Annotated in this window: 16 protein-coding genes; 1 reads left to right on the top strand and 15 read right to left on the bottom strand. The window is 71.0% G+C overall.

The genetic code is table 11. The features are described from left to right. Nucleotides 1–14: 14 nt before the first annotated feature. Both ACRAWB_RS14375 and ACRAWB_RS14370 read right to left on the bottom strand, forming a co-directional pair. On the bottom strand, nt 15–935 hold the full coding sequence (locus tag ACRAWB_RS14375) for a PfkB family carbohydrate kinase (RefSeq protein ID WP_431353933.1): 921 nt from the start codon (nt 933–935) through the stop codon (nt 15–17). Between the two features lie 10 nt (nt 936–945). Continuing rightward, on the bottom strand, nt 946–1,947 hold the full coding sequence (locus ACRAWB_RS14370; RefSeq protein ID WP_431353932.1) for an SIS domain-containing protein: 1,002 nt from the start codon (nt 1,945–1,947) through the stop codon (nt 946–948). Between the two features lie 151 nt (nt 1,948–2,098). Here ACRAWB_RS14370 and ACRAWB_RS14365 point away from each other — a divergent pair, with 151 nt between their 5' ends. Then, nucleotides 2,099–2,995 carry an SDR family oxidoreductase gene (locus tag ACRAWB_RS14365; RefSeq protein ID WP_431353931.1) on the top strand — a complete coding sequence of 299 codons (897 nt, stop codon included), beginning with the start codon at nt 2,099–2,101 and terminating at the stop codon, nt 2,993–2,995. A gap of 191 nt (nt 2,996–3,186) precedes the next feature. Here the strand turns inward: ACRAWB_RS14365 and ACRAWB_RS14360 are convergent, their stop codons facing one another. The 13 genes from ACRAWB_RS14360 to ACRAWB_RS14300 form a co-directional block, all read right to left on the bottom strand. After that, nucleotides 3,187–4,362, bottom strand: coding sequence for a molybdopterin molybdotransferase MoeA (locus ACRAWB_RS14360; protein WP_431353930.1), 1,176 nt, complete (start codon nt 4,360–4,362; stop codon nt 3,187–3,189). After that, entirely contained in the window at nt 4,359–4,640 is a 282-nt protein-coding gene (locus ACRAWB_RS14355; protein ID WP_431353929.1) for a DUF6457 domain-containing protein, read from the bottom strand. The genes ACRAWB_RS14360 and ACRAWB_RS14355 overlap by 4 nt, the downstream gene beginning before the upstream one ends. After that, complete coding sequence (locus ACRAWB_RS14350) at nt 4,627–5,220, bottom strand: NTP transferase domain-containing protein (RefSeq protein ID WP_431354522.1); 594 nt, start codon at nt 5,218–5,220, stop codon at nt 4,627–4,629. The genes ACRAWB_RS14355 and ACRAWB_RS14350 overlap by 14 nt, the downstream gene beginning before the upstream one ends. Then, nucleotides 5,220–5,681, bottom strand: a complete 462-nt coding sequence (locus ACRAWB_RS14345; RefSeq protein WP_431353928.1) for a hypothetical protein — start codon at nt 5,679–5,681, stop codon at nt 5,220–5,222. The genes ACRAWB_RS14350 and ACRAWB_RS14345 overlap by 1 nt, the downstream gene beginning before the upstream one ends. Then, nucleotides 5,678–8,047, bottom strand: a complete 2,370-nt coding sequence (locus ACRAWB_RS14340) for a molybdopterin oxidoreductase family protein (protein ID WP_431353927.1) — start codon at nt 8,045–8,047, stop codon at nt 5,678–5,680. The genes ACRAWB_RS14345 and ACRAWB_RS14340 overlap by 4 nt, the downstream gene beginning before the upstream one ends. A 95-nt stretch (nt 8,048–8,142) precedes the next feature. Then, nucleotides 8,143–9,159, bottom strand: coding sequence for a PDDEXK nuclease domain-containing protein (locus ACRAWB_RS14335; RefSeq protein ID WP_431353926.1), 1,017 nt, complete (start codon nt 9,157–9,159; stop codon nt 8,143–8,145). A 76-nt stretch (nt 9,160–9,235) separates the two neighbouring features. Continuing rightward, on the bottom strand, nt 9,236–9,748 hold the full coding sequence (locus tag ACRAWB_RS14330; protein WP_431353925.1) for a DUF6328 family protein: 513 nt from the start codon (nt 9,746–9,748) through the stop codon (nt 9,236–9,238). Continuing rightward, on the bottom strand, nt 9,745–10,224 hold the full coding sequence (locus tag ACRAWB_RS14325; protein ID WP_431353924.1) for a CinA family protein: 480 nt from the start codon (nt 10,222–10,224) through the stop codon (nt 9,745–9,747). Before ACRAWB_RS14325 ends, ACRAWB_RS14330 begins: the two co-directional genes overlap by 4 nt. 149 nt (nt 10,225–10,373) lie before the next feature. Then, a complete protein-coding gene (locus tag ACRAWB_RS14320; RefSeq protein ID WP_431353923.1) occupies nt 10,374–10,580 on the bottom strand; it encodes a CDGSH iron-sulfur domain-containing protein in 207 nt (68 codons plus the stop codon). Continuing rightward, nucleotides 10,577–11,614 (bottom strand): iron-containing redox enzyme family protein, encoded by a 1,038-nt coding sequence (locus ACRAWB_RS14315; protein ID WP_431353922.1) that lies wholly within the window; start codon nt 11,612–11,614, stop codon nt 10,577–10,579. The genes ACRAWB_RS14320 and ACRAWB_RS14315 overlap by 4 nt, the downstream gene beginning before the upstream one ends. 55 nt (nt 11,615–11,669) lie before the next feature. Next, nucleotides 11,670–12,632, bottom strand: a complete 963-nt coding sequence (locus ACRAWB_RS14310) for a glycosyltransferase (RefSeq protein ID WP_431353921.1) — start codon at nt 12,630–12,632, stop codon at nt 11,670–11,672. Beyond that, complete coding sequence (locus ACRAWB_RS14305) at nt 12,629–13,870, bottom strand: cytochrome P450 (RefSeq protein ID WP_431353920.1); 1,242 nt, start codon at nt 13,868–13,870, stop codon at nt 12,629–12,631. Before ACRAWB_RS14305 ends, ACRAWB_RS14310 begins: the two co-directional genes overlap by 4 nt. Nucleotides 13,871–13,878: 8 nt before the next feature. Next, nucleotides 13,879–14,373 (bottom strand): DUF4383 domain-containing protein, encoded by a 495-nt coding sequence (locus ACRAWB_RS14300; RefSeq protein ID WP_431353919.1) that lies wholly within the window; start codon nt 14,371–14,373, stop codon nt 13,879–13,881. Nucleotides 14,374–14,423 lie beyond the last annotated feature (50 nt).

Raw genomic sequence — 14,423 nt, 5'->3', positions numbered from 1 at the left:
GGGCGGCCTTCGCCCTAGCCCGCGTCGCCCGCCGTCACCGGCGGCAACGAGCCGACCCGCGCCGCCAGGTCGACCGCGCGCCCGTGACCGAACGCGCCCTCGACCGTGCATTGCCGCGCGGCGTGCTGCGCCGCCCGCCGCATCGACCGATGAACAGCGGCGCCGCCGGCCCGCGCATTCCTGCGCCAGCCGGATCGGAGCAATTCAACCACGAACGCGCTGACGTACGCGTCGCCGCATCCCATCGTGTCCACGAACGGACCGGGCACCGGCGCCGCGTCCGAGTAGTAGTAGGCGTCGCCGTCGAACAGCACCGCACCATCGTCCCCCTGGGTCCCCAGCACGAGCGACGGCCCGTGCGATGCGATGCGTCTGAGCTCGGCCCACGTGTCCGTGCGGGACAGGCCGCCGAGCGAGACGAGGGCGAGGTCGATCCACGGACCGACGGCGTTCAGGTACTCCGTCGTGCGGTACTCCGGCTCGGACGAGAAGTCGTAGGACCGCAGCACGCGCGTGGGTGCCAGCTTCGGCAGCTCCGGGATGATGCCCGAATAGGCGCTGGAGTGCACCAGTGAGAAGCCGGAGATGTAGCGCAGATCCTCCTCACCCAGGCGCACCGGATCGCTGATCGTGACGCCGCCCTGGTTCCAGCCCAGGAAGCGGCGTTCGCCGTCCACCGTCTCGATCTCGGTGATCCCGTTCGGACCCGGGCGCACCGAGGACCGCGAGGTGTCGACCCCGCAGTCCTCGATGGCCGCACGCACGAAGCGCCCCTGCTCATCGTCGCCGAAGACCCCCAGGTACGCCGCCTCGGCGCCGAGCTGCCGGGCGAAGACCGCGACGTTCACCGCGTTCCCGCCCGGGTACTCGACGCCGCGGTCGACGAACCGGTCGACGATGTTGTCCCCGAGACCGAGGACGCGCACCGTGCTCATCGACGCCTGCTCAGTACGCCACGACGCGGTAGTAGCGGCGCAGGTCGAGCGAGTGGTCGCGCACCTTCGCGAGGTGCTTGCTGAAGCGGTCGACGACCGCGTCCACGACGATCGGCGCCAGCAGACCGCGGAACTCGTCGCTCACACCCGGGAGCGCGTAGTCCTTGGTGTCGATGACGGTGACGTCGTCGGAGTACTCCTTCGAGAAGGAAATGACGCGATCGGTGAGCGGCCGGGTCTCGTCCTCGCCGGCGAACACGATGATGCTCGTGTCCTTCTCGATCAGCTCGAGCGAGCCGTGGAAGAACTCGGCGGCGTGGACGCGCGTGGTGGTCAGCCACTGCATCTCCTCGAGGATGCACATCGAGTAGAGGTAGGTGAAGCCCCACAGCTGGCCGGCGCCGGTCAGGAAGTGGTAGTCGTTCTCGGCGTGCTTCTCGGCGAACGCCTGACCGATCGGGTCGGCCTGCTCGGTGACGGCGATCAGGGCCTCGGGCAGCGCCTCGAGGTCCTTGATCAGGCGGTCGTAGCCGTCGAACTCGCCCCGGAGCGAGAGGAACTTGGCCGCGAAGGTCAGGAACTGCACGTCGAACGGCCACGCCTTCGGCGCCGAGAGCAGCACCTCATCGACGGCGGACGCGATCGGGCTCTCCGGGTAGCCGGTGAAGCCGACGGTGAGCGCGCCCTTCTCGCGGGCGAACTCCACGCACTCGAGGATGTCCTCGGTGGTGCCGGACACGGAGGCGAAGATCGCGACCGAGTCCGGGCCGAACTGCGGGTCCGGCGCGAGCACGAACTCCTTGCCGATGACGGCGCGCACCGGGAAGGACGAGTGCGTCTGGAAGAAGCGCTCGTAGGGAAGCGCGGCGGCGTAGGTGCCGCCCGCGCCGATGAAGTAGATGTTCTTCCAGCGTCCGGCGCTGACGCGCTCGGCCAGCTCCTCGATCTGCGGTCGAAGCGCGACGGTGCTCCGAACCTGCTCCAGGTATTCCTCTTCGTTGAAGCCCAGCATGTGTCTCCCTCCACCGATCCAGTTTTTGGTACCGGTATCAATTCGTCTCAATGCTGGCATACGGGGACGAGATGCGCAATAGGGCCTACCCCTCGCGTCCACGTGTCGCCAGCCCCGGGACGCCGGGCCGGGTGCGTGCTTGCGTAGGGGCATGCCAGAGAACCAGTTCACCTTCGACAACCCCGTGGACCGCTACCCGGTCATCCATCCGGACGAGACGCAGGTGCCCGAGCCGGGCCTCGAGAGCGACCTGCAGCCGCGCGCCGACCTCGGCGAGGACAGCTACGTCGGCTCGGGCCGCCTGACCGGCCGCAAGGCGATCGTGACCGGAGGCGACTCCGGCATCGGCGGCGCCACCGCGATCGCCTTCGCCCGCGAGGGCGCCGACGTCGCGATCGTGTACCTCCCGGAAGAGGAGGAGGACGCGCAGCGCATCGCCGGGCTCATCCGCGATGCGGGACGCACCGCGGTGACCATCCCCGGCGACCTCAAGGAGCGCGCGTTCAGCGACGAGGTCGTGAAGCGCACCCTCGACGAGCTCGGCGGGATCGACATCCTCGTCAACAACGCAGGCAAGCAGATTGCGACCGAGAGCCTGACCGAGGTCAACGACGAGCAGTTCGACCACACGATGAAGACGAACATCTACGCGATGTTCTGGCTGACGCGCGCGGCGCTGCCGCACCTGCCGGCCGGCGCGACGATCATCAACACGACGTCCATCCAGGCCTATTCGCCCAGCGAAACCCTCGTCGAGTACGCGACGACGAAGGCCGCGATCAACGCGTTCACGAAGGCGCTCGCCCAGCAGCTCGCGCCGAAGGGCATCCGCGTGAACGCCGTGGCTCCGGGCCCGATCTGGACGCCGCTCCAGGTCAGCAAGGGCCAGCCGCCGGAGGCGATCCCCGAGTTCGGGCAGCAGACGCCGCTCGGCCGACCGGGCCAGCCGGCGGAGCTCGCGCCGGCGTACGTCTTCCTGGCCTCGCCGGAGTCGAGCTACGTGATCGGCGAGACGCTGGCCGTGACGGGCGGTATGCCGACGCCGTAGGCGCGGGTGTCGCGCGGGGCCGGGCAGCGGTGCTGCCCGGCCCTTTGTCGAGGAAAGAAGGAGAACAGGGCCGAAAACTCCTACGGAACGCGGTGTGATAGGAGAAGCGGGCGGAAATCGGCCGAATCTCCTTCGAACGCGAGGCGACGGGTCCGGTTCGCGGCGGTTGGTGGTCGGGGACGGGAGGGTCGTCAGACGCAGGCCCAGGGGAGGCGGAGGAGTTCGCCGTGGGAGCCGCGGATCATGGCCAGGTGCGTGGCCGCGGCGATGCCGCGCAGCATCCCGGACCGCTGGTGCGGCACCGGGGTGAGGATGCCGTCCTCGAGCACGCACGCGACGGCCCGCTCGCGGCCGTCGGCCGCTGCGATGCCGGCGAGTCCCGCGTGCAGCCCGGCGGTGCAGGGCGTCGCAGCGGGAACGTCGCGCCCGATCCTCGCCTGCAGCAACGGCCAGCCGACGGTCAGCAGCGCGATCACGGCTGCGAGCGGATTGCCGGGAAGCGACAGCACATGTCGCCCGTCGGGCAGGCGCGCGAGGAGCACCGATCCGCCAGGACGCAGGTCGACGCCGTCGATCAGGACGCGCGCCTCCAGCCGGTCCAGAGCCGCCCGCAGCGGATCGGCCGGCCCGTGAGCGGTGCCTCCCGAGGTGACGATGGTCTCGGTCCGGGCGCGGCGGATCGCCGTCGCGACGTCGCCCGGACGGTCGAGAGCGCGGGCGGTTGTGGCGCAGCGAGCGCCGAGAGCAGCCAGAAGCGAGGGCATCATCGGCGTGAGGCTGTCGGTCACATGGCCGGGATCGAGTTCGGGGGCGCCGAGCTCGTCGCCGATTGCGACGAAGGTCACCAGGGGAGGCGCCGACACATCCACCTCGGTTACGCCGGCCGCGGCGAGCAAGCCGATGCCGGGCGGCGAGAGGACGGCGCCGCGGGTCAGCAGCGTGTCCCCCGTCGCGGCCTCCTCGCCCTCGCGACGGATGTCGCATCCCGGGTCGGGCGTCCCCAGCGCGTCGATCACGCTGCCGTCACCCTCGGGCTCGCAGATCGCGTCCTCGCTCCGGAGCACCGTCAGCGTGCCGGGAGGGACCGGAGCGCCGGTCGCGATGGGCCGGGCCTGCCCGGGCTCGAGCGGTATCGAGGGCGGGATGCTGCCCGCGAGCACAGGCTCCCCGACCTGCCAGGGGCCGTCGCCCGCGACCGCCCAGCCGTCCATGGCCGAATTGTCGAAACGCGGCAGCGGGCGTTCGCAGCGTACGTCTCCGGCGAGCGTGAGTCCGGCGGCGCGGGCGAGCGGGACGGTGAGGACGCGCGTCGGCGCATCGCGGCCGAGGGCGGCGGCGATGTCGCGGGCCTCGTGCCAGGTGGTCACGACCCCTCCCCTTCCGTGCCCGCTTCGGACGGGCTGCCCTCAACCGCGCTTCGCCGCCCGATCGCATCTACCAGCGCGGCGATAGCCTCGGCGGTCGGCTGTCCGCGGCCCACCGCCATACCCGCGATGAAGGTGGTGAGCGGGGCGGCGGGACGCGCGACACCGTGTGCCGCATCCCGCGCCAGGTCGAGAACGGCGCCGATGTCGCCGGGCTGGAGGGTCACTCCTACCGCGGCGGCGGCCTCGGCGGCCCAGTCGTCGAGTTCAGACGGTTCCATGGATCAGCTCCCTCGTGGGGTCGGCCGCAAACGGCAGGGCGTGCGGCAGGTCGGACGGGGTGTCGATGTCGGCGCAGACCTGCGGGTCGACCGCGTGCCGGGCCTCGACCACGTCGACCAGCGCGGCGGCGGATGCGCCTGCGAGCGTCGGTCGGTCGGCACGAAGAGCATCGAGCCTCGCGCGCAGCGCCGCCAGGGGCGCCCGGGCCAGCAGCCACTGCGGGCGCCCGCCGGCCGTCAGCACGCCGGCTTCGAGCGCGAGCAACGCCGACAGGGCGGCGACGGGGTCGGCCAGGTCGGCGGACACGATCAGAGCGTCCCCCTCGATGCCGGGCACCGCTTCCACTCCCGCCGCGATGGCCGCGCACGGGCCGCCCCACCGCGGCCACTCGGAGACCCCGACGGCAACCCCGGGCGGCGCGTCGACCGCACCCACCAGAACCACCGGCGCGCAGGCGCCAGCCGCATCCACGGTCCGTTCGAGCAGCGTCCGTCCGCCGATCCGGTGCTGCAGCTTGTCCGCGCCGAACCGGCTCGACCGGCCGCCGGCGACGACGATCACCGCCGCGACGCCGTCCATCACTTCGCCGCGATCAGCGCCTGCGGCGCGGCCTGCTTCATCCGGGTGATCAGCCAGCGCAGCTGCACGGCCGTCTCCTTCTGGCAGCTCTCGACGATGTCGAGCAGATGGTGGTCGACCAGCGCCTCGGCCGCCTGCTTCACCACCGTCCAGGTGACGTCGGTGAGGCTGGCGAGCAGGTAGAGGTCCTGGAGGTCGCGGAGGACCCCGAGCGGACCGGAGCGCGGCTCCTCGATGGCGTCGGCGTGCAGGCGCTCGGGCTCGTCGTCGGCCGGCGCGCGTCCGATCCGCTCGATCACCTCGTCGAGCTTCTGCCGGTGGTTCTCGCACTGCTTCGCGAGCGTCAGACAGAGGAAGTGGATATCGGGCTCGTCGCCGTGCGCGTCGGCGACCTGCCGGTACGACCGGGCGAGCGTCGACTCCGACTCCGCGAGAAGCGTCACATAGACCGGGAGCTTCACGATGCCGCCCCTTCCTCGAGGCGCCGCACCTGCACGGCACCGGATTTGAACATCGGCTGTTTGGAGACCGGGTCCCATTCGGTGATCGTCAGCTCGTTCGCCGCCGTGGGCCGCCGCTCCTCGGCGCCGGGAGGCGCATCCCAGTACCCGTAGTGGAAGGGCGCGAAGACGGCGCCCGGCCGGATGTCGCTCACGCGCACCGGCGCGACGATGCGGCCTCGGCGCGAGACCACCTCGACGATGTCGCCCTCCGCGATGCCGCGCGTCTCCGCGTCCTCGGGCGCCAGCTCCAGCCACACCTCCGGCGCCGCCTCGATCAGCTCGGTCGTGCGGCCGGTCTTGGTGCGGGTGTGGAAGTGGTAGACGCTCCGGCCCGTGGTCAGGCGAAGCGGGTACTCGTCGTCCGGCGGCTCGTGCGGGCCGCTGTACGGCGCAGACTTGAGCATCGCGCGACCGTCGGGGCGGAGCGCCTTGTACGACTCCTGGCCCACGCTGCCGCCGGTGAGGAGGTCGTGCCCGTAGCTCTCGCAGTACTCGGGGTGCGACGGGAAGTCGGCGTCGGTATAGAGCCGCTGCACGCTCTCCGTCTCGCCCTCGCGCCGCGGCCAGCGGATGCCGGACTCGCGGCGCAGGTCGTCGTAGGAGATGCCGGTGTAGTCGCAGGGACGGCCACGGGAGGCGTCCTGCCAGGCGCGGTACGCGTCCTCCGGGCCGGCCCAGGGGAGCAGCGGGCTGCCGTCGTTGCGCCGGAAGCCCATCCGCTTCGCGTAGTCGAGGAAGATGTCGAGGTCGGCCCGCGCCTCGCCCGGCGGCTCGACCGCCTTCTCGGAGAGGTGGACGGTGCGCGTCGCGTTCGTGAACGTCCCCGTCTTCTCGCCCCAGCCCGCGGCGGGGAGCACGACGTCGGCGAGCGCGGCGGTCTCGGTCAGGTAGAGGTCCTGGACGACGACGAACAGGTCCTCCTTCGCCAGCAGTTCGCGGATGCGCGGCAGCTGCGGGAGGGACACCGCGGGGTTGGTCGCCGAGATCCAGAGGAACGAGATCGACCCCTGCTCTGCGTAGCGGAACAGCTGCATCGCGTGCGTCGGCGGCGCCCAGTGCGGGATCTTGAGCGCGTCGACACCCCACAGGTCGGCCAGCTGCTGGACGTGGTCCGGGTTCTCCCAGTTGCGGAAGCCAGGGAGGTCGCCGTCGGCGCCGCACTCGCGGTTGTTCTGCGCGGTCGGCTGCCCGTTCATCTGCAGGATGCCCCCGCCCGGCTTGCCGATCATCCCGCGCAGGAGGTGGAGGTTGTTGACCTGGCACGCCGAAGCGGTCGCCTGCGGAGCCTGGTAGAAACCCTGCAGCACCGTCGACAGCACGCGTGGGGACTCGGCGAAGATGCGAGCGGCGCGGCGGATGTCCTCCGGGTCCAGCCCGCACACCTCGGCGGCGTGCTCCGGCGTCCACTCGTCGACCTGGGCCTGCAGCTCCGTGAGGCCGACGGTGTGGGCATCCACGAACTCCTGGTCGACCCAGCCGTTGACCATCAGCTCGCGCTCGAGGCAGAGCAGCAGGGCGAGGTTGGTGCCGGGCTTGAGCGCCAGATGCACTTCGGCCTTTTTCGCCGTGGCCGTCGTGCGCGGGTCGATGACGACGAGCCGTGGCGGGTTGGGACCGGCGAGCCGGTCGAGCACCCGCGACCAGGTGACGGTCTGCGTCGCCGCGAGGTTGTGTCCCCAGAGGAACATCGCGTCGCACTCGTCGATGTCCTCGTAGCAGCCCGGCTGGCCGTCCGCCCCGAAGGTCTCCTTGAGCGCGGTCGCGGCGGTCGCGGTGCAGAGGCGCGTGTTGCCGTCCATGTGCGGGGTGCCGACGCCGGCTTTGCCCAGCACCGCGAGCGCGTAGTACTCCTCGAGGAAGAGCTGGCCCGAGGTGTAGAAGCCGTGACTGAGCGGACCGACCTCGTCGAGGAGCTGCTTGCTGCGCTGGACGATCGCCTCCATCGCCTCGTCCCAGGTCGCCTGCACCAGCTCGCCGTCGCGGCGAATGAGCGGATGCTCCAGCCGGTCGCGGCCCCGCATCCCCTGCCAGCTGGCGTACAGCCCCTTCGGCCCGAGCCTGCCGTGATTGATGTGGTCGTCAGTGCGGCCCCGGATGCCGACCATCCGCCCGTCCTTGACCGCGATGTCGCAGCCGCAACCGTTGCTGCACAGCACGCAGGCGCTGCGCACCCACCGGTCGACGTCGGCCTCGGTCAGCCCGGCCTCGAGCGCCTGATCGGCGCGCTCGGGCCAGAGATCTCCGCGCGCGTATGGGGTGCGCGCTCCCCAGACGTCCTCGATCCGGGACGAATCCCCGGCGGACGTCGTCGTTCGCTGATCCATGATGCGAGGGTGCGCCGGGGAAACGGGCGGCTCAACCCCTTGCGCGGGCGCAAGGACGGGTGTGGTGGAGGTGGGTGTGCGGGGGGCGAACGCGGTCAGCGGCCCTCGAGGGCGGCGGCGAGCGCCTTCTCCGAAGGGAGGGCTTGTCGCTCGTCCGCGGGTAATGCGTCGTAGGTGTAGGTGCTGACGGCGAGCGGTTGGTCGGTTGCACCGAGGCTGTACCTGACCACGGCTTCATTGCGATCGGTGCAGAGCAGGATGCCGACGGTCGGGTTGTGGATCGGGAGTCGCATCCGGTCGTCGACCAGCGCGACGTAGAAGCCGAGCTGCCCTGCAAATGCGGGCTCGAATCGCCCGATCTTCAGCTCGATGACGACGTAGCGCAACTGAGCCGTGTGGAAGAAGAGGAGGTCGATGTGGAAGTCATCGCCCTCGACGGCGAAGTGCTTCTGCCTGCCGACGAAGGCGAACCCTTCGCCGAGTTCCAGCAGGGTGCTTTCCACTTTGGCGACCAGCGCCTGTTCGACATCCTTCTCGGCAGCCGCCTCCGTCACATCCAGGAAGTCGAAGACGTACGGGTCCCGCGCGAGCAGACCTGCCGCTTGAGAATCCTCGAGGCCGAGCCGCTGCGAGAAGTTCGACGGCGCTGCGCCCGTGCGCTCTCGGACGCGGGCTTGGATGCGGTCGAGCAGCACGCTGCGCGACCATCCGTGTGCGGCCGCAGCTTCGGCATACCAATCGCGCTCTTCGCGGGTTGCCAAACGGTCGAGGAGGAGACGCACGTGCCCCCACGGCAAAATCCCCACAGGTTGTGGGAGATTTGCGTCCGGCCACGCGAGGGCGGCCGCGCGCATGTAGCGGAGGTTCGTGGATGAGAAGCCAGCGACTCCGGGAAAGGCTGCCGAGAGGTCCCGGGCCAGCTGGTTCACGACGCCCGCGCCCCAGCCTCGCTCGTTCTGCTCGGTGAGGATCGTGCGGCCGATCGACCAGTAGAGCGTCACGAGCTCGCTGTTGACCCGGCGCCGGGCGCTGTGCTGCGCAGCCCGGACCCGCAGCTTCAGTTCCGCGAGCACGCGACCGTAAGAATCGGGAAGCGTGATGGCGGATGACATGCGCGCAGCCTAGCCAGCGACGGCATGGCCGAAAGCCGATAACGGCGATTGCGGCCACGGCAGGCCGTGATTGCGGTCAGCGCCCCTCGACGTTCCTCCGGTGCTGCGCGCGCACCACGAGCGGGAGGACCGCCCAGATCACGATCAGCACCACGAACACGCATCCCGCCGCGATGATCCCTGCGGGCGGGGCGAGCAGGAAGTCAACGATGAACAGCACGATGCCGGTGAACAGCAGGGATGCCGCCGCCAGGCAGACGATCAGCAGCTTGCTGCCCAGCCCCACCAGCTCCGCCTTCGCCTTCTGCCGGAACAGCAGGCGATGGAGGCTCACCGGGGCGAGCGCCAGCAGCGTCACGGTCACCGCGAGGAACACGAGGACGAGATAGACGACCACGTCGAACGGGTGCAGCTCCGTGAAGCGCTGCTGGAAGGGCAGCGTCAGGAGGAACGCGGCGAGGATCTGCGTGCCGGTCTGGAAGACGCGGAACTCCTGCAGCAGTTCATTCCAGTTGCGGTCCGCGCGCTGAGTCGCCGTCTCGTTGCGGCCGTCGCCCGGGTCGGCGTCGACGCCCTCCGCTCCGCTCACCTCCGCGCCTCCTCGAGGTCATGGGCGAGGGCGTCCAGTGCGGCGTCCACGGTCGCGTGGACGACCTCCTCCGGGTCGCCGTCGAAGTGCAGCTCCTCGACCTGCAGCGCGTCCGGGCGGCCGTGGGCCAGGAACACGGTCCCCGCTTCGCGGCCCTCCTGCGCGCCCGGGCCTCCGGCGCCGGTGACCGCGGCCACGAAATCCGCGCTGAGCAGCCTCCCCACGCCCGCGGCCATCTGCTCGGCGCTGGATGCCGTGATCACCGGACCCGGCGTCACACCGAGCACATCGAACTTGACGTGCTCGGAGTAGGCGACCACCCCGCCGGCGAACCAGTCGCCCGCCTGCGGGGAGGCGCCGAGCGCCGACGCGATCGCGCCGCTCGTCAGCGACTCGGCGACCGCGATGGTGGTGCCGGCGGAGGAGGCCAGGTCGGCGATGCGCTCGCCGAGGTCGGTGGTTTCTTCCGTCGTCATGCAGGAACCCTAGCCGTTGTCGGAGTCGCCCTCGTCGCCCTCGGCCTGCGAGGGCTTGTCGACGATCTGCTGCTCCGCCTCGGTGTTCTCGTCGTGGCGGTCGCCTTCGGTGTGCTGGGGGTCGGACATGGTGTTCCCTCTCTCTTCCGTCAAACGTCCGTGCGGAAGTGCACGGCCTTGTGGCTGCCGTCGCAGAACGGCTTGATGGTCGACACGCCGCAGCGGCACAGGGCCACGGTGCGGCGGTGCTGCTCGATCGGTGTCCCGTCCGGGGTCGTCAGGTCGATGTGCCCGCGGACCAGGAGCGGTCCGTCCGGGCAGGCGACGATGACCGGCTCCTCCTCGTGCGCGGTCATGCGGGCACCGCCACGGGCTGGCGTAGCGAGCTGCGGCCGGCCTCGAAGCTCTCCAGCAGGTGCTGCCCGGCGAGGCCGTCGACGTACAGGCACGCAGCAGCGCCGAAGACAATGTCGGGTAGGAGCTCGGGATGCTGCTCCGCAAGGCCGCCCGCGAGGTCACGGCCGGCGATCTGCTCGTGCACCGCATCCGCCTCGACGTGCTCGTCGTAGTACCAGGTGACGTCCTCACCGTGACCGAGGCGCCGGAAGCCGTTGCCGTAGAAGCGGTTCGGGATCGACGAGGTCATCTCGAACGCGGCCAAGTGGCCGGTGATCGCGCCGCGCAGGCTCCGGTTGAGGCCGAACATCGACATCATCGTGAACGACGCCAGCGTGATCGCCGGGACGTTGTCGATGTACGCGCCGTAGGAGTCGTCCAGGCCCAGGTTCCGCATGGTGCGGCCGAAGATCTCGGCGTGGATCCGCTCCGGGCGACCGGCGCCGTATTCGTCGGACTGCACCTCGACCAGCGCGGCCTTCGCGCGACCGGTGAGGCGCGGGATCGCCCAGGAGTGCGGGTCCGCCTCCTTCCGCGTGTATATGGAGCGATGGATGACGAACTCCTGCGCCTGCTCCTCCGTGGCCTTCTTGGCCAGGAAGCGGGACAGGCTGGGGCCGCCGTCCTCGCTGGTCAGGTCGAAGAGATAGGCGGCGACCGCGTCGGCGTTCGGCTCGGGGAGGTCGCCGACGGGGACGCGTTCGCGGAGCTGCCGCTCGAACTCGCGCTCGATCGTGCGGCGCGTCCGCAGCAGTTCGGGATGCCACTCCCACTCGTCGTCGGCGTCGACGGTGTCGCCGTAGTGCAGGCCGTACAGGATGAACAAGGTCAACTGAAGGTCCTCGTCGGTGAGGAGGTCGGAGTGCGCCTGGAGCGCGCGGGCGGTGCTGTCGGCGAAGACGGCGACCTCGCCGGAGGCGGCGGACGGATCGGTCTGCAGCACCTCCAGCAGCGCCTCGCTCACCGGCCCCCTCGGGGTGATGCGTGGTGTCATATCCCGAGGCAACCGGCGTCTGAGAGGACTTTCAAGTGGTTGCCAGCGCGCCGGATCAGTGCTTGGGCGCGCCCTGGCGCCGCCGCAGCTCGCGCAGCGGAGTGGCCGCGCGCAAGAGCCGGCCGTCGGAGTAGCGGACGCCCCCGCGCAGCCGCGCGCCGACCGCCAGCCACACGCAGACGGCGCGCTCGGCGAGCCACGCGGGCGCCCACAGCGCCGCTGTCGCAGGGAACAGCCGACGGCCTCCCGCGCGCCGACGACCCACCTCGGCGAGCGCCACGACCGCGACAGCCCCGGCCAGGATGCGGCGCGGACGCCGGAGGGACACCAGCACCAGCGGCAGGACCGCCAGCTCGGCGATCAGCCTGACGGGCTGGGCGAAGTCGTCGTACGCCTGGCGCACGCGCTGGCGGAGGAAGTGGCGCAGCGCGGGAGGACGCCGGGCCACCCCGATCCGGTCGGCGGTCACGACGGCGCCGCCCTCGGCCACGATCGTCCTGATGAGCTCCAGGTTCTCGAACAGCACGTCGCCGTCGTAGCCGCCCGCGCCCACCAGCACCCGCCGGCGTAGGGCGAGCGTCCCGGGATAGTCGTGGCCCAGTGCTCGGTTCAGGAGGCTGCGGCCGGTATCCCAGCGCGCATGCCACGGGGCGGGCACGAACACGTTCTGGGGGCGGACGAGGTCGGCCGCGTCGAGCATCCCGACCACCGCCCGCAGGGCGCCCTCGTCGTATCGCACGTCGTCGTCCGCGATCACGACCCGGTCGTGACGCGCGGCATGGACGCCCGTCATCACGCCCGCGACCTTGCCGTTGCGACCGGGACGCGGCTCCACGGGGACGTGGCGCACCCCGGGCGGGAAGGCCCGGGCGTGCGCCGCGAACAGGTCGGGCGCCGACCCGTCGACGATCGTCACGTCGATCAGCTCCCGGAGCCCGTCGAGGTAGGCGACCAGTTCGTCGAGGCCGTCGTCGGACGCCCACCGCAGAGGCAGCACGTACTCCGCGTCGACCCTCACACGACCGCCCGCTCGGCGGCATGCCGTCCGGTCGTGCGCAGTCCCGTGACGATGAAGCCGCTCTTCGGACGGGTGGGGAACGTGCGAAGGCTGATCCGCAGGTCCTGCTCGGGGACGTCGTAGACGAGCTCGCGGGTCAGCATCCGGATGCCGACCTCGAGCAGGTCGACGGTCACCGGCTCGCCCGGGCAGCGGTGACCCTCGGCGTAGTCTCCGCCGCCCTGCGGGATGAGCGCGTTGCGGTCGACGGTCGCTCCGTCGAAGCGCTGCGGGAGGAACCGGTTCGGCTGATCCCAGAGCGCGGGGTCGTGCGTGGTCGCGTAGAGGTCCAGCAGCACCCAGTCGCCCTCCTGGACCGGCTCGCCCTTCCAGGTGAGGCGCTGCGTCGCCCGGCCGCCGACCACCGGGAAGAACGGGTAGAAGCGCCGCACCTCCTGCGCGAACCAGTGGACGCCGGCCTCGTCCCCGCCGGCGAGGTCGTCGCGCCAGCCGGGATGCCGGTGCAGGGCGAGCGCGGCGAAGGTCAGGTAGCGCCCGATCGCGACCGTCGGGCGCAGGAGGTTTAGGAGTTCGACCGCTGCGATCTCGGGCGGGAGGTGTCCGCCGGCCTCGACGTAGGACGCGACGACCGCCAGAGGCGACCCCGGCGCCGCGGTGGGCTGCGCCCGCTCGCGCTCGACAGCCTCCGCGATCAGCCGCTCGGCCCGTGCTCGGCGGGCGCGCGCCGCCCAGTTCGCAGGGCCGACCGTGCCCGCCGCATCCACCATCTGGGCGAGGACGCCGGTGCGCAGGAGGTCGTCGGCCACGTCGGCGGGCAGCCCGGCCCACGTCGTGACGGCGCGCGTGAGCACGTCGTGGAAGAAATCCAGCAGCACCACCCGCTTCCCTGCGACGGCGGCGCGACGGCGAAGCTCCTGGCCGAACCGAGCGGCGAGCGCGTCCCCCGACGCCCCGGTCAGCAGCGCGAGGAACATCTCCTTCCGGCGCCGGTGCACAACACCCTCGAGCGACTGGACGCTGCCCTCGTCCTGCAGCAGTGTCAGCACCGAGCGCGGCATGGCGCCCTCGCGCCGGAAGCGGCCGCCCTCGTAGAAGAAGCGCGCCGCCTCCGCCCCGCGCATGACGAGCACGGGACGGCCGAGCAGCCGTGTGCGGAACGAGTCGGCGCAGGCGGCCCGGAAGCCACGCGTCCCGAACAGGTAGCCGTCGCGGACGAAACGCAGAGTGCTGTCCCCCATCGGCCGCCTCAGACCCGGGTCGCGGGGCGGTCGACGCCGGCGCCGCGCGGGCTCAGGAAGATGCCGAGCGCGATCATCCCGACGGCGAGGATCAGGTGCAGCCAGTTGTCCGCGCTGTTCACGGGCACGAAGTTCGCGGGGTGATCGCCGCTGAAGAACAGGCCGTAGATCCAGATCAGCGCGTACACGACGCCGCCGATGACGAGGTAGTTGCGCGACCCCATGCGAGACCGGGCGAACGCGATCCCGGCGACGCCGTACAGGAGGTGCACCAGGTTATGGAGAACAGAGACCTGGAAAACGCCCAGCAGCAACGCCATCGAGTCGTGCCCGGCGAAGGACAGCTGGTCGTAGTTCGTCGTCAGCCCGGGGATGAATCCGGCGAGCCCGACGACGAGGAACACGATTCCGGCGATCAAGGCCGCCTTCTGGACGGCTGTCCCCGCATAGCGGCGGTCGTCGCGGTCGGCGAACCTCCGGTCGGAAGGATCTGCTGTGGTCATGATGGCTCCTTTGGGTCACCGTGAACGCAACACGCACCGGGCGGGCAGGT

Source organism: Leifsonia poae (assembly GCF_050632865.1).
In the GTDB taxonomy this organism is placed as follows: Bacteria; Actinomycetota; Actinomycetes; order Actinomycetales; family Microbacteriaceae; genus Leifsonia; species Leifsonia poae_B.
The sequence above is the reverse complement of the archived record's forward strand: the minus strand, read 5'-3'. Positions and strand labels throughout refer to the sequence as shown.